Origin of the sequence: Staphylococcus sp. SB1-57, from assembly GCF_017086425.1 — a bacterium.
In the GTDB taxonomy this organism is placed as follows: domain Bacteria; phylum Bacillota; class Bacilli; order Staphylococcales; family Staphylococcaceae; genus Staphylococcus; species Staphylococcus warneri_A.
The window spans coordinates 1,597,260-1,616,167 of sequence record NZ_CP070964.1; the positions used below are offsets into that span (position 1 = coordinate 1,597,260).

Sequence of the window (18,908 nt, forward strand, 5' to 3'; positions counted from 1 at the left end):
TACCTCCAATTTAAAAATCAAAATCTATTAAATCTTCAGCAATATCTTCGAAACTATCTTCTGATTCTTCATAGAAATCATTCCAAGTTTCTCTATCCCAAATCTCTATACGATTTGAAACACCTATTACTGTACATTCCTTATTTAAGTTAGCGTACTTCCTTAAATTCTGAGGAATATTAATACGCCCTTGCTTATCCAACTCTACTTCAACAGCACCAGAGAAGAACATACGCATAAATTTACGTGCGTCTTTTTTTGTCATAGGTAAGGTTTTCATCTTCTCTTCAATCTGTTGCCATTCTTCTAAAGTATAGCCGAATAAACACTTATCAAGGCCTCGGGTGATAATAAAACGTTCATTTAAGTCATAACGAAACTTGGACGGTATAATCATACGTCCTTTTGTATCTAATTGATGATCGTATTCTCCCATGAACATTTTTTCTCACCTCACCTTATCTATAATTTACCACATCTCCCCACTATCCTCCACTAATTATGTAAAAATAGTTCAAAATATTTGATTTTATAAAAAAATGCCCGCCTTATCTTTTAGATAAAGCGGGCTTAATCCCTGTTATATCAGTCTTTTATAATTATATGATCAAAAGTGTAAGAAAGTGGTGGATAGGTGGAGGGGTTGAACACATCTTTCCCAAAATCATTCATAATTTGAAGTGGATTCCATATTCTTTCTTGTAATCCTCCCATTACATGGAGATGATTGTTAATTTCTCTAAAATGTCTCATGCTAATATCATTTTCACGTTCAATATTTAACAAGTAACGTTTTTTCAAGTAATCATATTGTCTTTGATGAATCTCATTATTTTTAGTTACTAGATTTTCGTTATCCGTGTTCCCTTTCACTTCATTAAATAAGGATTGATATAGTTGCTCCTGTTGTTGTTTCATATGTTCAATTTCATTTAAGAATGTCTCGGAGGCTTGTTCACGAATAAACTTCTGTTTATCTTCTTCAATTCCATTTGCAATAACATGCTCCAACTGAAGATGATATTGACTCAATAATTTCTGTGTTCGATGATATAAATACGTTATTCTCATTCTAGGTAATACAATGGGCATTTCTATATTTAAGAGCTGGAATACATCATGTAATTCTGCCCAATATTTAATTTCACTAGGACCACCAATAAACGCCACTGTATTGAATAACCACTCTTCCATTATTGGTCGCGTTACTACATTATTTGAAAACCTTTCAGGCTCCTGTTCTAAAATATCCAACAATTGTTGCTGACTATATGTGCGTGTCGATTTACTTAGATGAAATACACCATCTTGATATGTTAATAATTGGCGCATACCATCTTCATGCAAAAACAAATGAACATTTGTATCAGTTTGTATCATTTGTGAGAAACCATTGTCTAAAGTCTGTTGTTGATTATTTCTAAATGCTTCATCAATTTCTTGATGCTTCAAAATCATTTCTTTTAATAGTGGTTTTTCTAATTGTCTTAATGCGTGATTTTGTGCATCGATGAATAGCACACCATAGTCCTTAAAGATTTCATGTAAAAGTACTTTAAACATGTTTGTCCAATTATGATGATTTTCAATGATATTCATGCACATTTGATATATATCTTTACTATGTTCTGTCTCTTTTAACTGTTTAAAATAATCGTTTAATACTTCTATCATTTGCGATTGGTCTGGATCAAACCGTGAAACGTTACTTTCCGGTGGTGTCATTGTGTGGTATTTAACTTTGTGCAATTGTGCATCTTGTGAGTTAAATGCATAAGTGTGATTTACTTCATCAAAATCATGATCTTCTCCAGCAATCCAGAAAATAGGGACCACCGTTTGTTGATATTCTTTCGTTAATTGTTGACTCAATGTAATGAGTGAAAATATTTTATGAATCGTATATAAAGGACCACCAAATAAACCAGCTTGTTGTCCCCCAATAACAACTTTAGCTCCATTAGCTAATGATGTCATATGCGCTTCTTGTTGATCTGTCATTGTTAAATCTTTCATATATGATTGAATCACTTCAGCAAGCTTTTTTTCCCTGCCATTTGGAGATGCACCCATTTTTATTTTGTAACTATCTTTTGACATCGCATCATATTGGTAAAATGGCATGAGCTTGTCATCACTATTTATTATCTTGGAAATAAACTGATCATCATTGTTTAATTTTACTATTTTACAGTCCATTGTTTTTCTCCTTAAGTATCACTATTCCTAATATAGTATAAAGACTATACTCACTTCTGACAATTTTACGGCTTATAAAATATTTGAATAACTTAAATTCCATTCAATACCAATGTATGATATTTAACATTTCATTATTGATATAAAGTATAAATCGATGAAAAAAACATATAGTTTAAGGTATAATATAAGAAAGATATAAAGGGGGACAAAATGATGAGTGACGTAAAAAGATTAGAAATTAATTACAAAACAGATGAGTTATTTGAAGACTTCAGAGAATTTGGTAATAAAGATCTTTATATGGTTGAAGAATTTAATGGGCAAATGATTGATGCAAGTTCTGACTCGCCATTTTATGGCATATTTGTAGGTGATAAATTAGCTGCAAGAATGGCCTTATTAAATAAAGGTGAAGTAGAAGAATCATACTTCCCTGATTGTGATGATTATCTATTATTATGGAAATTAGAAGTATTAGAAAAATATCAAAACAGAGGTTATTCTAAACAATTAATCGATTTTGCGAAATCATTTAATCTTCCTATTAAAGCCATTGCAAGAAATAACTCAAAATCATATTTTGAAAACCAAGGCTTCACAGACGTTAAGGCAAAGAACCCAGAAGGCCATGATGTTTTAATTTGGCAGCCGTAAAGATACAAATAAATATAAATAAATATATTGATCCTAAGCGAAAAGCACGAAGTTGATTTTAAATTGAGTAAATTCATCTTCGTGCTTTTATTATTACACTTATTTCCTGTTATTTTAACCTATTCAACAATATGAATTAATTCCTTAAGTGATTTAATTTCATAATCAGGTTGAATTGATGTTTGATTTTCTTTACCTCTCAAGTTAAACCAACATGTTGCAATTCGTGCATTATAGCCGCCTAAAATATCTGATGTTAATGAATCTCCTACTATTATTGCGCTTTCTCTCTGTTGTTCACCTATTTCTTTAAATATGTAATCAAAGAATTCTGGCATTGGCTTTTGAAAACCAGTTTGTTCTGAAATGTATATACCATTTAATGTTTCGTTAAATGTTGTTTGTGCTATACGACGTTGTTGAGTTTCTGTCACACCATTCGTAACGATATATATATTGTGATTTTCCCTTAAATAATCTATTGTTTCTAAAGTATCATCAAAGAAACTTGGTTTCGCTTTAGCTAATTCATCTCTAAATATATGATCAGCTTGTTTACCATCTACCTCTATTTGATAATCTTTAAAATAATTTACAAACCTTTGTGTTAATACTTCTTCTTTAGTTAACTTATTTTCTTGAAATGCCTCCCAGTGAGATTGGTTTACCTCTCTAAAGTGATAAAAATCATCTTTTGTTGGATTGTGATTAAAATGCTTTGCCATATTGTAAAATGCTTTCTCTTCTGCATCATAAAAATCAACTATCGTATCGTCAAAGTCTAATAATATTGTTTTGTAAGTCATTGAAATCTCCCTTGTTCCATATAGTCTCTATTTACAATAACAAACTTTACATCACATTGCTTATTTAACGTAAAAAAGACCAGAGCGCTTGCCCTGGTCAATGATAGTTAAATGAATTAAAATCCAAATAATTTACTTAATACACCTACACCGTTTTCTACGATGCTTACGATGCTTGTTCCTAATTTCGCGCCGTCATGTTCTTGTGCCGCTTGTACTGTGTTTGCGATTGCTTCCGCTAATTTTGTCATAATATATAATCTCCTTTATTGTTTATGATTTTGTAGTTTTAGATTTTCGACTTAGAATCCGAATAATTTACCTAATACACTTACACCGTTTTCTACGATGCCTACGATGCTTGTTCCTAATTTTGCACCGTCATGTCCTTGTGCTGCTTTCACTGTGTTTGCGATTGCTTCTGCTAATTTTGTCATAGTATATAATCTCCTTTATTGTTTATGATTTTTTTAGTTTTTTAGTTTCGACTTAGAATCCGAATAATTTACCTAATACACTTACACCGTTTTCTACGATGCCTACGATGCTTGTTCCTAATTTTGCACCGTCATTTCCTTGTGCTGCTTTCACTGTGTTTGCGATTGCTTCTGCTAATTTTGTCATAGTATATAATCTCCTTTATTGTTTATGATTTTTTTAGTTTTTTAGTTTCGACTTAGAATCCGAATAATTTACCTAATACACTTACACCGTTTTCTACGATGCTTACAATGCTTGTTCCTAATTTCGCGCCGTCATGTCCTTGTGCTGCTTGTACTGTGTTTGCGATTGCTTCTGCTAATTTTGTCATAATTCAAAACTCCCTTTATTTAGATATTTTTATAATTAAAATCCGAATAATTTACTTAACACACCTACACCGTTTTCTACGATGCCTACGATGCTCGTTCCTAATTTCGCGCCGTCGTTATTAACGCCAGCTTCAACAGTATCTTTAATTGCTTTGATTAAACCTTCCACAATAAACACTCCTTAATATTTATAGTTCAAAAGTTACTTTCAAAAACTGTTGTTATTGATGTCGTGTTGTTTATCTATCGTTTTGTTATCTATACTATATAACTTGTACGCAATTATTTGAAGATTTATTCTTAATTAGACAATTAGAGCTCAAAACTGTTAAATCGCTTACAAAATCAAACAGTTAGGCACACTAAACTGAATTGTATTCAATTTAATTGGCCTTGAACCTTAACCCTAATGAAGTTTGAGTTGATTTTCTGTTTAATAACACTACTATAGTGAAAAATATAAACATTTTTTATGACATAACTATTGCTAATTAATGATTATTTAGCTATAATAATTCTTGTGTTAAAAAATGTCCTGGTAGCTCAGCTGGATAGAGCAATGGCCTTCTAAGCCATCGGTCGGGGGTTCGAATCCCTCCCAGGACGCTAATAACCAAAAATTAAACACTTTTTAAAATTAAGAATCCCATAACGACGGGGTTCTTTTTATTTTGTCTATTAATAACACACCATATAAAACCAATTTTTAGGGACTTTTTAGGGACCCGAGTCCCTAAATAAAAAAACCACACTCAATTAAGAGTGTGGTAGAAGATAACTGTTGAATGTAAGCAATTATGGAGTTGGGGAACTCCGTATAAAATTGTAACATATTATACATATAAAAAGCCACGCTCAAATGAACGTGGCTAGTAGAATATAGTATCGATAAGACGTTATCGTTAAGTGTATTATAGCATAAAAATAACCGTACCAGTTAAGATACGGTTTAACCTCTTCAATCAAGATAACTTATTTATTATAATGAAAAACACATCGGTTGGTAAGCATTAGTGCAATGGAGCTTGTAACATTCCACCAAATTTCGAATCGATTATAAAGGATTCAATGTATTCAAAATCTGGTTCTCCATTTTCATTAACTGGCAATCTTATAGTATCCTTAATTATTTCTTTTTGACTTGCTTTTCTTTGATAGTTATATTTGCTATCCGCATACGCTTTATTCCAAACTGTACATATAAAAATACCTATATATTTATTCAATTTAAATTTCGGTACTAATTTTTCAACATGATCACTTGCTGAAAAATCATCCTCTTGATACGTCATATATCCTAAAACAGCACTGTCTACAACTAACACATTTCCATTTTCTGTTTTAACACTTGAATATCCATCTATGGCATTATTAGTCGCCTTCGTAGTAACATATGGATAAGGGCCATTATTATCTACTATTTCTGCCTTTGGAGTTGTTTCTGTACCGGATACCTCAAATAAATCTGTAATTTTAAAATTTTTCCATTTATCTATATCTATAACATTTTGATTTTTAATATTATTTATTTTATCTATTGTTTGGTTAATATCCATGCTATCAATTCTTCCTTACTTATATTTGATATTGCGTTTTCTAAAGATTTATTTTCAAAAGCTAACCTTTTTATTATATTCTTATCAAAGTCTTCTACTGTTAATTTAAATTCAGGTTGAGGGACAATATATTCCATTATTTTATCAAATTGCATTGTAGAAGCTAATTGATTATATAGATTTTCGCTTATTTCCAACTCGTTATTATATGGCAATGAGTTAATAATATTTATCCAAGCAGGCTCTAAAACCTTCTCCCACGTCCCGTATACATCGTGCCTGCCGGAATTTTTAACTGTTTCTAAACCATCATCTTTAATCCAAAATTTCAATATGTTGTTATCGTTATGCGGTATTCCTGTTTTAAAAATAAAAATTGATGTTTTAGTGCCCGCCATACCTGCCCATACATTATCTGGCATTTTTATTATATGAGTTAGCTGGTTATTTTTCAAAATCTTCTTTATAGTAGTTTGCCTTTTAGTATACATAGTTCTATCGGGTAAAATGAATGCACATGTTTTATTAGGTTTCATACTATTCATTACATTATAGATAATGTCTATACCTTTTTGTTTCTCAAACGGAGGATTCATTAATACCTTATCTACATTTGCCTTTTGAATAAATTCTGAAACTTCTTCAGTTGTACTATCACCTTGAATAATATTTGATTTACCATCTTTATGTAAAAGCATGTTTGCACATGCAACTGAGAAGATTTTTCTTGACCACTCTACACCATACAATCGTTCTCTTTTTATAAGAGTTGCTTCACTAGGCATCTCATTGATCATTAACGACATAGATTTTGTTAAGAATCCACCGGAACCACAAGCGGCGTCTAAAATTTTATCTTGAAAATTACAATTTATTAATTTATACATAAAACTTGTCCATATTTCAGGAGTAAATACTTGACCATTATTAGACTTTTTTTGGTATCTAGTGAATTCATTAAAAAATATTCCCATCACATCTTCACCTTTCCATTTAGAGGAGTTTAGTTCAAGGGATAGTTTTCTTATATCTTCTACAACTGAATTAAATATTTTTGTTTCTTCATTTATATTTATATTTCTAAATTCTTCGCCTAATATTCCAATTTTCGTATTTTGTGTTAAATCTTCTTTTAAAAAGTTATTTAGATAATGTTCGATTTCACCTTTATAACCAAATATTGTTGGTTTTATGTCGTTTTTTGATAAAACAACTAAAAACGAAGCTGTCCATATCATTCTATCCAATAATGATTCTAAACCTAAATTGTTAAGTTTGTTGTTAATTGTTCTAGTTAAATGGTATATTTTTGTTTGGTCGATTGTTTTGTTCTGAAAGAAACTTTTATAATATTTATAATCACCAATAAAATTATCATCTATTTTATTATTAATATCATTAACAAATATTTCTGTAACTATGCCATTGTATTTTATTCCTATAATATCTTTCATAGGGTTTATTTTTCTCTCAGCTAATAAATAGTCTTCTAATTGTCCACTGAAACTTTTACCTTCTGCTTTAGCATCAAGTATTATAATGACATTTTCATGTTCATATACCCCATCCGGTTTTCTAGCTTTTATATCTGGAACATCGTCAACAGAATATCTGACTAATGAGCCATCTGTTTTATTTTCTAAACCTATTTTCAATGTGACTTCTTTTACAATTTCGTATTCTGATTTTCCATTCATAATTATTACCTCTTAATATTACGTTTGTATTTATATTACAACACTTTACATGCGTACTCGTATAGCTTTTCGGTTGTTCCCAACCTTAAATTATCAACATCACGCTTACCAGTTCTTAAGGACGACATAACCGTTTGGCTTAACCCTGTATCTTTGAAAACTTGATACCCTGTTATATCACTCTCGATCAATTCAATTATTTTTAATTTGTAGTCACTCATATTATCTACGTCCATTCTTTTTATATAAATAATAAAAATGCGTTTTTCTTCCTATGAATAGTAACAATGGTAGGCTTAATATAAACAATGATAAATACATTTGTCCTGTCATAATTGAAAACCTCCAAAATTTATTATATACTTCAAGTGTAGGGAGGAGCCCTAAGGCTCCAGTTGATTACTTGTCTTAATTATCTTTAGTGATGTTTAGATAATTTAGATGCCATATTCTTAGTTGTTTTATAAGCGCTGGAAGAACTAGTATCAGTAATGATATCGGTTGTTCTAGCGCTTTTTCTATCAAGTAAACCAAGGTTTTAAGCTCCCTTCACTTGAAGTTCGTAAGTCATTAACTAACTTACAAATACAATTATACTACACATTAAGTAAGTATTCAACTATTTTTTTCTTTTTTTCGGTTTATTTTTTGTAAATATTTTGGTATGCTTGTGTAGTTCATCTTTATATTTTAAGGTGAACTTAAAAAATCATTCCTTTCTGTGATATTTAAACTGCAATGCGCTATCTTGTCTTTTCTCGGTACAAGATAGCGCTCTTTTTTGTATTGTAAAACTCTCACATAAAAAAAGAGTGTCCACAAAATGGACACCCTAAATGTAAAAAAGTTTTGGTTTTATGTTTATTAATATATCATATTAAAAAAAAGACAGTCACGAGGACTGCCTTCTACAAAGTTTATAACAAAGAATGAGGCGAAACTGCCTATATTTTGTGGGAAAATATCCCACAACAATAATTTAACATATTATTTTCACTTAATGAAACCCCATTACTATTTTTACATAAAAAATAGGGCAGCCTCTAGGACTACCCTGAAAGGAAAAAGAAAAGTAAGGTTCTTACGAAAAATAATTCTTATAACTAAACAAGTTGGATTCTCATCCATGAGTAATATAACATATTATTTCCAATTAATGAAACCCTAATACTATTTTTTATACAAAAAAAGAGGTAGTCGCTAGGACTACCTCTAAATAGAGAAAAAATATGAATATAAAATATCTTGTAACTAAACTGGATTGAAATCCATAGATAGCATAACATATTATTTCCACTTAATGGAACCTTTTTTAACTAATCGTTCCCCATAAGTCACCTAATCCTTGATTAGGAGGCACTACACCATTCCATTCTCTAATAGGTAAATAATAACGTTGTCCTTTCCAATCGTAACCAACCCATACATGCTCGTCTTGTAATATCACTTCATCATAATCACAATAACCACCAGGTTGAAAATCATAAGCATGTGGGCAACTTCTGAATGGCCCTACTGTTCTAGCCATGATAGGTTGACTACCGTTTGTAAACCTTGCTTTCTCACTCATATACCATGAACCATAACTGTTACGTTTCCACGCACCTGCTACAGTTGATTTAGTATTACTAGATGCACTTGTACCTTTAACTACAGTTGCTACAGGAATATCCCCGTTCATATAGCTACGAATCTGTTTGATGAAGTAATCTTTTAATTTCAGTTGTTTGTCTTTAGGTAATAAACCTTGAGTAACTGGATCAAAACCAGTATGAAGTTTAGCAGAACGGTGAGGACAACTTGTAGCGAAATATTCACAATGTAGCATTATAGTATTTCTGTTAGCAGGTAGCCCCCACTTTTTAAGTAAACGTGCTACTTCTTGAAATGCTGCTTGTTCGTTTTGTAAGAATGTTTTGTCACCTGCACCTATAGATTGACAGATTTCAATACCATAAGCGTTTTTGTTACCGTATTGATTAGCTACATGCCAACCGATTTGTGATTCATCTAATGCTTGCCATACAGTATTACCACTTATATAACTATGCGCAATACCTGCCTCAAGTCTTGAAAGTGGCGCGTTAACTAATCCATTTTGATAAGCTTTAGCAGTAGCACCTACACTGCCAGCGTCATTGTGTAAAACAATTGCTTTAGGTTGATAACCACGCTTAGGCAGTTGATAACCTCGAACTACATCTTTGATATAAGTTAACTTCTGCATTTTTCTAGTTGGTGACTTAACCGTCGCTTTTTTCTTTTCAACTGTTCCAGATTGCAATGATCGTACTTGTGTTGTTGTTTTATAGTTAGGACGTATAAACCACATTGGGAACTCATAATTATGAACTATACGTTGTGCTACTTCTGTTTTATCTTTTCCACCACCATACCAATTCTGGTCTAATGAGACAAATGAGTTGTAGCTACCGTCATGATTACCATCTAACACAATAGCAACATGACCATACCCGCCACCATAATTTCGGTTAAATATGACTACGTCACCTGGTTTAGCTTTAAATTCAGGCGTGTTTTGGTAAACGGTTGCTTCGCCTTTAAAATTGTTAACGTTAGGAATGTCTGCAGCACCTTCGCCTTTTAAACCATGTCCGAATAATTTATACCAATACATATTAACTTCATCGAAACATTGCCACCCCCAACTTCCGTCGAAGTCCCAACCTTTTCCTTCTAAACTATGGATGTATTCAACTGCTTCTTTTTCTGTTAGATTCGCAACCATTATTTTACCTCCTCATGCAGTCTTGATTGACCACGCATTAAAGTTTCATCTTTTTCATGTTCTGCCACATCCCATTCTATTTCATCACTATCATCAGAAAAAGGTTGGGAAGTATCGTGATTTTCTGGTGTTAATATGCCATGCATTTCTGTATCATCTTTAAATTGAACCGGATGTGTTTCTTCGTTTCTTGGCTTGATTAATTCCATGTCTATGCCAGCGTCTGAGACGCCTTTTGTGTTTGGATTAGTGATAATGCCTAGACCGGCTAAAAGCGTTAAAATGGTGCCTATAATGCCACTGACAGTTTCTAATTGTTGTGAAATATCTATGCCAAATATTTCAGTTATTTGTTTAGCTAATAATAGTAATGTACCAACCAAAGCTGATAGTGTCGCTCCGTTTTTGAGTCGGTTTGTCCAATTTATTTTCATTTAATTATCTCCTTTTGAGTAAAATAAAAAGCCAACCTTAAAGGTTAGCTTTGAATTATTTATATTTAACTTTAATTGTTATCGGTTCATAAGTTTTACCGTATTCAGTAACACCTTTCCAATTCTCTGCCATTTTTATTCACTCCTTTTTCACACCTCCTTGAAAGTAATAAAAAAATAACCATTATTGGTTACTTTTGTAATCATATTGTTTTTCTGAAACTGGGTTGTCGTTGAATACATATGAAATAGTGAAATTCTTATCACTGTTTTGATTTCTGTAAAATATACGCATATAGTCTTGAGGCAATGCGTTACTTTTTACTTGTACATCAACGCCAGACGTATCTTTGTAAATCACATCAAACGTTTTAACTGCGTCTAAGAAAGAAGTGGCGTCAAAGTTGTTTAATACTTCGTTGTTGGATAATGGTTCTCCAGTGCCTTTCTTAGTATATAAGTCGGTTAAAATATATGGGAGCGTTCCCTCAGCATTAAATAAAACACTTCGGTTAATATTGTCTTGATAAGCAATATAATGCGTAAATTCTTCGTTAGGGCCATACTTTAATGCCATTAATTTGATATTACCTTTATTCTTTAAATTATCTTCTTTCATGATTCTTACTACTTCTTTAGCGATTGGGCTCGCTTGAACCTCAATCCATGTGCCTGTTTGTTCATCATAAAACTTTAATACACCATTTGTTACATCTGCCATTACTTACTCACTCCCGTATCTATCCAAATTTTATTCTTATCAGTAGGTGGTTGATTGCCTATAACGAAGTCGGAACCACTGTCTTGCTTAATCATGCCATTCTTAACTCCGTATTCTAAAATCTCGTCCCATAAGTTATGTGTTTCTACATTAACTATCTGACGACCAATGACACTCTCAGTCACTTGTATTTTTGTTTTAGTATCAGACGGGAATACATAGCGATTATCGACCCATATTTCTAATGTATACGTGCCTGCAGGTATGATTTGATTGATCACTACATCGCACACATAGGCATTATCTGATTGCTTAACTGTCGTATCGTAGATGTATTTGACACCTGTTGAGTCAGTTAAATAAACTTTTGCAGGTTTACCGTTAAGGTTTAAATCGTCCTCATTTGCGTCAGTTAAGATGTACCTCATGTGTGATAGGTCGCCCTGTTTAATACGGTTGCCATCGTTTGAATCATTTAAATTTAGTACATTTTCCATTACTTCAACTCCTAAAATAAAAAGCCGACATTATGTCGACTTTACTTTTCACCTTTATATTGTTTATATTCGCAATCTTCACTATCACTCAATTTTTGCTTTACTTTTCTTACTTGCATGTATTCATGTCTATTACTAGCTCTATAAACTTGTCTAAAACAATAGAAACTTACAAACATAAATAACCCTGCTCCAATGTTAGGGTAAGTAAAAACATAAGTAATAGCTATTAAAGCGAAAAACAAACCTACAATTCCATTTATAAACATTTCTGCTACATAGTGTTTTATGAACAGTGTTATGACATATAAAATGATTAAGGTTAAACTTGTAAATTCCCAAGCGTCTTGTGATCGCATGACCCTTTGTAGAGCCTTGTACAAGTCTGAATGTTCTGCCTCAAATAAACGGGGTGTAAAGAATAATGTTACATAGAAATATAAAAGATACATAATACTTATATTTTCAATCGTACTTGTTTTTCTCATTTCAACACCTCAATATAACCCTATCTGTTTCAGAACAAACGCAACTATCCCACCAATACTAGCTGTTAACACACCACCAATTGATGCATTTTTTACCGTTTTTCGTGTATCGCTTTGTTGTTCTGTCATGATATTTATTTTTTTATCTAATGTTTCGATATCTCTTCTAATTTCTTTCAAAGACATTCTTATCCCGACATCGGGATCATTCAAACTATTCTCTAACGCGTCACATTCATTTCTAAGTTTCTTAACGTTATTACTTAAATCTTTAAAAACAATCCTCATATTTTGAGGTTCTTTTAAACTTTCGTTGTCGAATTGGTCTATCACATTGCTCCCACCTTATACATAATTAAAAGCCACAACCTATAAAAGATTGTGGCACAAACGTCATTAAACACTTTCTGTATCATCCACAAACGTTACATCTACAATTTGTTTAGCTACTTTAATTGTTAATAAAGTTTGAACGATACCGAATTCAAAGTTAAGTTGATTTAAACTATTTAATCGTGTTGCTAATTGTTGTGCTTTATTTAAATCATCAATCTTATAAGCTTGTGATGAAATTGGCGTAGAAGAAAATTGCCCTCTATAGTCTAGATTTAAAACAGCTTCGTTCCCTTCTGGTGATACCTGTACCAAAATATAATTTTCTTTTCTATTTACTACTTCGTTTGCCATAATAAATTCCTCCTAATTTTTTGTATAAAAATAGTGCCAAAGATTACTCTTCTTCGGCACTTTCTGAATTTTGTTCTTGTATAATTGCTTTTAACATTGCATTTTCTTGCGTTAGTCTTGCCACTTCCTGTGTAAGGTAATTAATTGTAAATTGCGGATTAGCTTGTAATCCTTGATTATTATTTTCCATTGATTTGTTCCTCCAGTTTCTCAACTTTTTCATTTAATTGTTGTATTGCTTTTAAAGCATAAGTTAATAACTCGTTGGTATTTATACCATCACCTGTTACAAAAACATTTGGCGTTTTATAATCATCTCCAATTACTGGACCATGATGAATTATTTCTTGTTCATCCTCTTTATATTTATAACTATATAAATCTAAATCTTCTGCTATAGTTCTTAAAGCATCTGTTTTCCAAAGTGAAATGTCTTTTTTATACTCAACTCTTGAAGCCTTTATAAAGTCACTTGCTACAACTGGTTTATATCCTATATCTCCACCGTTATACATTAAGTTATTAGTTACTCGTAATTCACCAGTAGAAACACCTAGATAAAAGTTATTACCTGTGTTTACACGTATAGTATTGGCTTGAATATCTTTGCATTGTAAGTCCTTATAATTAGTATTACCGCTATTGTACCCTTTGATGTCTGTGATTCTTAATTTGTCGTTAACACATGCGTATAAGTTATCTGTTTTCGTTGTCCAATCTCCGTAAAGTCTATTTCCGTAAAAACTACCACTTCCAATATCACCTGCATTATTAGTGGCGTATACAATAGGTTCATAATCACCATATGTTTCTGTTGGCATACCCGCTTTTCTAAATCTAATACCCGAACCTGCATTACCGTATCCAGGTATGTTTGTTTCGTTACTTATTTCTCCGAATAGTAAAACACCGTCAGTAAATTGCGGCGTGTCGTTTTGTTTTATATAGAATGAAAATTCGTTAGCTCCAACACGACCGCCTGCCCATGGTCTTAAATAGATAGAGCCTTCCCATGTTTCAATGTTTGTTGTAAAACGTGATCTAGTATAAATACGACTTTGTTCAGATTGTAAGAATACAACACCGTAGGTTGAACTTAATCTTACACCTCGTGATTTATCATTCATTAAATCATAATGAAATTCTAATGCACCGGCTTGTTCAGAACCAAGACCTCCACTCATCATTGTGGATAAACCTTTTTCCGTCATATACAAGTTATAGCCCGTATCTTCATTAGAACTCATAATATAACCGTTACGAATCCCAACGGTTGCATTTGGTGTATCGGTAACACCTGACCAAGTACGAGAATACTTACCACGGGATAAAACTTGGTTATTTCTAATCGTTAAATTATTTGTTGAATCCCCGCCGACAATACCTAGTTTATTGACGTTAATATCTAATCCCTCATTTGAAAGGTTAAGCCTATTGACAACTTCATCTTTACCAACTTTATTGTTAAGGGATTGTGTGACTACATTAAAATCTTTGTTAACTGTGATATCAACTTTATCACCTTTCAACTTAATACCGTCACTACCAATATTCATTAATTGAATTGCGCCATTTTCGTCGTATGTGAATGTCATACCTGTAGCAACATTGTTTGTGAAGTCCGATATTACTTTAGATAATGTTTTCTTACTAGAGTTGAGTTCTTCTTTTGTAGCACGTTGTTGTATATCTTTACCGTTTTGACTGATAGAAGTATTCATATTGGTAAGTTTGGTATCTGTTTCTTCCGGTGCTATATCATAATCAGTCGGAATAGTACCTTTTTCAAACTTAATTTTTGCATTTCTGATATCATCTAATGTCATATCCGTGTTATCAGAATATCTGAATAACATTTTAATTTTTTCCACACCGGTATCAAAGTTGTAATTCAGTGTATCTGATAGTGTTGAAAAACCACTACTTTTAATTAATGCATTATTCGCATCATACTGATAAATAGACACCTGTAATGTTTTATTAGCTATAGGTTTGTTGATTTTCATAATGTAATTATCAAGTGCAGTGATAGGTATGAAATTTATATTTCTTACTCTAGTTGTTGGTGTACCTGCCGGATCACCTGTTGATGAAAAGAAAGTACCAAATTCTACATTGTCATTTGCTAAATAGTTTCTTCCGCCTACTTTTAAATTACGATACTCACTTAAACTCACTTTATCGCTAATTTGATTGCTTAATTGTAATCTTTCACTATCGGCACTATCCAGCCGTTGAACAATACCGTTTTTATCAGTTTGATAATCTATGCTTTTTACATAACTTTTCAACTGTTCTTCTGTATCCTCACGTGAAGCTTGAACGGCTTTCTCTATAACGTCTGGTGTGCCGACCATATTGTTGTTTTCATCAATAGTTAACCCAAACTTAGTAGCCACTTTATTCAATGCGTCATTAAATTTCTCATCAGTATATTGGGATTGGAGTAACTGTAATCGTTTATCTGCCGAAACTTGAGCGTCACGCATAGCTTTATATAAATCTTGTAACTTTTGTCTATAGGAACTAAATTGACTTTGAATATCTATTAAAGCACCAATAGTAGCAGTATCTGGAGTCATAGCGTTTAAATCACTTTGAATACTTAGATAGATTTCATCAATATTATTAATTTCAGTTTGAAGTTTGTTTTTAAGATCTGTATCAACCAAGTATTCACTGTTTAATACTTCGTTTGTATCATTCAATATCTTACTATGTTGAATTGAAAGGTTAGCAAATGTGTTTTGTAATTCGCTTAGTAGCGCTTTCTCTCTCGTGACACCTCCGATTTTCTCAACATCATCTACCGTTTCATTTAACCATTCACCATTCCAGTAGCGACGTAGTACCGCCACATTAGGATTGCTTGTATCATACCAAAGCATATCGTTAACTGGATTATCTGGTGGCGTGTCTTGTTTAAAGATTTTACGTTCATAATATTCTAATTGACCAGATACAACATCATTCACAATAGTATTGATATTCGTTACGTTATCATTCAACTTTTTGCTTATATCGGCAAGTTTTTTATTGAATATATCTCTTAAGTTGTTTTCTTCATATTCAACTACGTTGCCGAATTTATAGTTACTTTCATCAGTGAGTAAGTTGTAATCAACGCCAATGACTTCTGCTTCTATATAAAGCGGTGGTCTGAAATCTCTATCTTTAATACGTACTGTGTCGTGCAGAGATACAACCATTTCTGGATAGTGTTTGTGTATATCTGTAGAAGTTATTTCATAACTGATTGCCGATTTATTACGTTTGTTAAGTTCGGTTTTAGCAAGTGTGGTTAAACGCTCATCAGTCATATTGCTATCGTCTGATTCTGGTTCATACACACTCCATAAGTAACGCCCAGGCAATCCAAACTGTGCCTGAGCGTCATCATCTGTAACTATTTTTTCTAATCGTTGTCCAGTGTCGTTTTCAGGACCAATCGCATATAATGCAGTCCGTACTTCTGACATATCAACGGTACGTGTCATTCCTGTTAAATCTTTACCTTTAGTAATTTCTTTACCTTTAAATAGACTAACTGGTTTCTTAAGTGATACATATCTATGCTCTACTGTATGAGAACCAAGTTCTATATAGTATTCTGCCACCATACCGTATGTTGTGCATAACATGTTAATCACTTCATACGGCGTTGAATAAGATGTCCATGATGTTGTTCTCATACCACCATGTTCTGTGTCATCTGACATTTCCCAACCAGTATTACGTAGTGTCTCATTCAAGGCTTGAGACGTACTATACGAACTATATTTCCCAGGTTTAATTGGACGTGATTTATCGATATCTTCTAAATATGATGCATTACTTTCTACATCAGTTGTACCATCAAAGTTATCTACCACATGAGAAATAATGAACTCACGATAAACACCATTATTATCTTGTGCAATAATACGATTACGTTCACGCAAATGTTCAGCACGATCATTTAACATTGTGAAATCGAATGTTTCTGATTTTTCTTCGGCGTTGTTACTCATCACTGCATTTAATAATGCGCCGTCATCACGACTAATATAATCAATGATTTTGTCATTGAAATCTAAAATATGAATGCCTGTATGTTTCAATTCGTCACCTCCTTATAAATATCTATCTTGCCAATAAACGGTAGTATCAAAAGTTTTTTCTGGATAGATGATACATTCGTTATAACCACTATTGATATTAAAGAAATCACTACCAAACGTTTTTAAATCAAGTGACGGATCTTCATTAATCGTCACAGTTTTATCTTGTGTATTAATGTTAATCACATCACCTTTTTTAATTATCATGTCACGTGCTTTAGGTGGTTTAGGTAACTTCTCATGAGTGTAACTACCTAAAACGTACGTAGGCATGTGATTATAATTACCATTCTTTGCGATATAAATACTTACTGCTGCGATAGGTCGTTGGTAAAACTTCCCACTATCTTCCCATTGTTTTTCGTTTACATCGACTGGAATCACACGTTTAGGATAATCGAGTTCTTTATATTTCCATGTTTTGATTTTAAAGGTTGTACCTACACGTTCTAATCGCATGTATATGACGATGTCATCCCATTTATAAAACATAGGAGAGTTCGTATATTCGTATATCTTTTTCTGTTGACCTAACTGGTCAAATAATGTAATTACAATACTACCAATCGCTTGGCTTGCTCTAGCATTTCGGTAGCCGATACTTGCAATTAAGCGATTATCTGTATCGTATAAGTATTGAGCAAAATGTGTAGAACCTTTATTCTTTTGATTCACATGAATTTTACAAGTGGAAACAAAATCTTGTGCAGACTTACCAAAGCTATGCTTATATTCTGCGCCATTCCAACCTGTTGTCGATGTGATACTATCTTGTTTTAATTTAAATGCATCGTTTGATGAACTCATTTCAAAACTACCACCATTGGTACCGCCTGTGTAATTATCATTGATAGTGGTTCCTGATTGTTTTCCCCAACCTGTAAAAGCACGCATTTCATTATTCCAAAGAATTGGAGTGTAATCTTCAACTGGTTTATCCAAGTCATCGTCGCCAATCATGAAGTAATCTTCATCGTTCTTAGTAATCATATAATAACTTGCATTTTGTAATGCTGTTGCTTGAATAATTACTGGACTATCTGCGGTTCCTGTACTAACTGCACTGACTTGGTCTGAAATGGCAGTGTTTTTGGTGCCTTCAACGGCGTATTTGTAAGGGTCTGCTAATACAACGTTAACCTTGAATGACCAAAAACCGATACGGTCTTTGTCTAATTCGATGGGTCCTTCTATATATGCATTCCAATACCAATCTTGAGATATGAACTGTAACTTAACTGGTTCATCATAATTGAAAAATCGTACGACTTCATTTAATACATCGTCTAACTTTTTCATACCGCCATGTGATAAATAATCGTTACGTATGATAAGAGGTAATTCAAAACGATATTCTTTTAAATTTCTACTTTTTACAATGCTTCCTGGTCTCCCAGCTATTTCTTCACTTTCAATAGCAAAATTAAAAGAGGGTATTTCAAACCCTCTTTCAACAATCAACCATGGAAGTGTTTTATCATTTACTTTTATTGTATCAAGCATTA

At 32.5% G+C, this 18,908-nt stretch carries 23 protein-coding genes and 1 tRNA gene; 2 read left to right on the plus strand and 22 right to left on the minus strand.

All coding sequences use genetic code 11. From position 1 onward, the window contains the following. Positions 1–10 precede the first annotated feature (10 nt). Together mraZ and bshC are read right to left on the minus strand one after the other, a co-directional pair. The gene (mraZ, locus tag JX000_RS07825) at positions 11–442 is read right to left on the minus strand and encodes a division/cell wall cluster transcriptional repressor MraZ (RefSeq protein ID WP_002450633.1); all 432 of its coding nucleotides are present in this window, start codon (positions 440–442) and stop codon (positions 11–13) included. Between the two features lie 143 nt (positions 443–585). Beyond that, positions 586–2,199, minus strand: a complete 1,614-nt coding sequence (gene bshC / locus JX000_RS07830; protein WP_194086391.1) for a bacillithiol biosynthesis cysteine-adding enzyme BshC — start codon at positions 2,197–2,199, stop codon at positions 586–588. 216 nt (positions 2,200–2,415) lie between these two features. Here bshC and JX000_RS07835 point away from each other — a divergent pair, with 216 nt between their 5' ends. After that, positions 2,416–2,856 (plus strand): N-acetyltransferase, encoded by a 441-nt coding sequence (locus JX000_RS07835; RefSeq protein ID WP_049425610.1) that lies wholly within the window; start codon positions 2,416–2,418, stop codon positions 2,854–2,856. A 119-nt stretch (positions 2,857–2,975) separates the two neighbouring features. On the opposite strand, the gene JX000_RS07840 is transcribed toward JX000_RS07835, so the two are convergent. The 6 genes from JX000_RS07840 to JX000_RS07865 form a co-directional block, all read right to left on the minus strand. After that, positions 2,976–3,662 carry a YjjG family noncanonical pyrimidine nucleotidase gene (locus tag JX000_RS07840; protein WP_107546395.1) on the minus strand — a complete coding sequence of 229 codons (687 nt, stop codon included), beginning with the start codon at positions 3,660–3,662 and terminating at the stop codon, positions 2,976–2,978. Between the two features lie 116 nt (positions 3,663–3,778). Then, positions 3,779–3,913 (minus strand): beta-class phenol-soluble modulin, encoded by a 135-nt coding sequence (locus tag JX000_RS07845; RefSeq protein ID WP_206140584.1) that lies wholly within the window; start codon positions 3,911–3,913, stop codon positions 3,779–3,781. 51 nt (positions 3,914–3,964) lie between these two features. Then, positions 3,965–4,099 carry a beta-class phenol-soluble modulin gene (locus JX000_RS07850; protein WP_107546394.1) on the minus strand — a complete coding sequence of 45 codons (135 nt, stop codon included), beginning with the start codon at positions 4,097–4,099 and terminating at the stop codon, positions 3,965–3,967. A 52-nt stretch (positions 4,100–4,151) separates the two neighbouring features. Continuing rightward, entirely contained in the window at positions 4,152–4,286 is a 135-nt protein-coding gene (locus JX000_RS07855; protein ID WP_206140585.1) for a beta-class phenol-soluble modulin, read from the minus strand. A 52-nt stretch (positions 4,287–4,338) separates the two neighbouring features. Continuing rightward, complete coding sequence (locus JX000_RS07860) at positions 4,339–4,473, minus strand: beta-class phenol-soluble modulin (RefSeq protein WP_002450638.1); 135 nt, start codon at positions 4,471–4,473, stop codon at positions 4,339–4,341. A gap of 35 nt (positions 4,474–4,508) precedes the next feature. Next, the gene (locus JX000_RS07865) at positions 4,509–4,643 is read right to left on the minus strand and encodes a beta-class phenol-soluble modulin (protein ID WP_002450639.1); all 135 of its coding nucleotides are present in this window, start codon (positions 4,641–4,643) and stop codon (positions 4,509–4,511) included. Between the two features lie 363 nt (positions 4,644–5,006). Between JX000_RS07865 and JX000_RS07870 the strand changes: the two genes are divergently transcribed. Beyond that, a tRNA-Arg gene (locus JX000_RS07870) sits at positions 5,007–5,080 on the plus strand. A 404-nt stretch (positions 5,081–5,484) separates the two neighbouring features. On the opposite strand, the gene JX000_RS07875 is transcribed toward JX000_RS07870, so the two are convergent. The 14 genes from JX000_RS07875 to JX000_RS07935 form a co-directional block, all read right to left on the minus strand. Further along, complete coding sequence (locus JX000_RS07875; RefSeq protein WP_206140586.1) at positions 5,485–6,030, minus strand: restriction endonuclease subunit S; 546 nt, start codon at positions 6,028–6,030, stop codon at positions 5,485–5,487. Then, entirely contained in the window at positions 6,009–7,727 is a 1,719-nt protein-coding gene (locus JX000_RS07880) for an HsdM family class I SAM-dependent methyltransferase (RefSeq protein WP_206140587.1), read from the minus strand. The genes JX000_RS07875 and JX000_RS07880 overlap by 22 nt, the downstream gene beginning before the upstream one ends. A 35-nt stretch (positions 7,728–7,762) precedes the next feature. Beyond that, a complete protein-coding gene (locus JX000_RS12145) occupies positions 7,763–7,948 on the minus strand; it encodes a helix-turn-helix transcriptional regulator (RefSeq protein ID WP_223266643.1) in 186 nt (61 codons plus the stop codon). Position 7,949: 1 nt separating this feature from the next. Continuing rightward, on the minus strand, positions 7,950–8,060 hold the full coding sequence (locus JX000_RS07885) for a hypothetical protein (RefSeq protein WP_100066988.1): 111 nt from the start codon (positions 8,058–8,060) through the stop codon (positions 7,950–7,952). 979 nt (positions 8,061–9,039) lie between these two features. After that, a complete protein-coding gene (locus tag JX000_RS07890; protein WP_206140588.1) occupies positions 9,040–10,476 on the minus strand; it encodes an SH3 domain-containing protein in 1,437 nt (478 codons plus the stop codon). Further along, on the minus strand, positions 10,476–10,910 hold the full coding sequence (locus tag JX000_RS07895; RefSeq protein WP_206140589.1) for a phage holin: 435 nt from the start codon (positions 10,908–10,910) through the stop codon (positions 10,476–10,478). The genes JX000_RS07890 and JX000_RS07895 overlap by 1 nt, the downstream gene beginning before the upstream one ends. Positions 10,911–11,094: 184 nt before the next feature. Further along, positions 11,095–11,631, minus strand: coding sequence for a hypothetical protein (locus tag JX000_RS07900; protein WP_206140590.1), 537 nt, complete (start codon positions 11,629–11,631; stop codon positions 11,095–11,097). Next, positions 11,631–12,128: a hypothetical protein gene (locus JX000_RS07905; RefSeq protein WP_206140591.1), complete on the minus strand. Its 498-nt coding sequence runs from the start codon at positions 12,126–12,128 to the stop codon at positions 11,631–11,633. Before JX000_RS07905 ends, JX000_RS07900 begins: the two co-directional genes overlap by 1 nt. Positions 12,129–12,169: 41 nt before the next feature. After that, on the minus strand, positions 12,170–12,616 hold the full coding sequence (locus JX000_RS07910; RefSeq protein ID WP_206140592.1) for a hypothetical protein: 447 nt from the start codon (positions 12,614–12,616) through the stop codon (positions 12,170–12,172). Positions 12,617–12,625: 9 nt separating this feature from the next. Further along, positions 12,626–12,949, minus strand: a complete 324-nt coding sequence (locus JX000_RS07915; RefSeq protein WP_124227884.1) for a hypothetical protein — start codon at positions 12,947–12,949, stop codon at positions 12,626–12,628. A gap of 63 nt (positions 12,950–13,012) precedes the next feature. Then, the gene (locus JX000_RS07920; RefSeq protein ID WP_206140593.1) at positions 13,013–13,303 is read right to left on the minus strand and encodes a hypothetical protein; all 291 of its coding nucleotides are present in this window, start codon (positions 13,301–13,303) and stop codon (positions 13,013–13,015) included. 43 nt (positions 13,304–13,346) lie between these two features. Further along, positions 13,347–13,493: a hypothetical protein gene (locus JX000_RS07925; protein ID WP_049423787.1), complete on the minus strand. Its 147-nt coding sequence runs from the start codon at positions 13,491–13,493 to the stop codon at positions 13,347–13,349. Next, complete coding sequence (locus JX000_RS07930) at positions 13,483–17,403, minus strand: phage tail spike protein (protein WP_206140594.1); 3,921 nt, start codon at positions 17,401–17,403, stop codon at positions 13,483–13,485. The genes JX000_RS07925 and JX000_RS07930 overlap by 11 nt, the downstream gene beginning before the upstream one ends. Before the next feature lie 12 nt (positions 17,404–17,415). Next, complete coding sequence (locus tag JX000_RS07935) at positions 17,416–18,906, minus strand: phage distal tail protein (protein WP_206140595.1); 1,491 nt, start codon at positions 18,904–18,906, stop codon at positions 17,416–17,418. Positions 18,907–18,908: the final 2 nt, after the last annotated feature.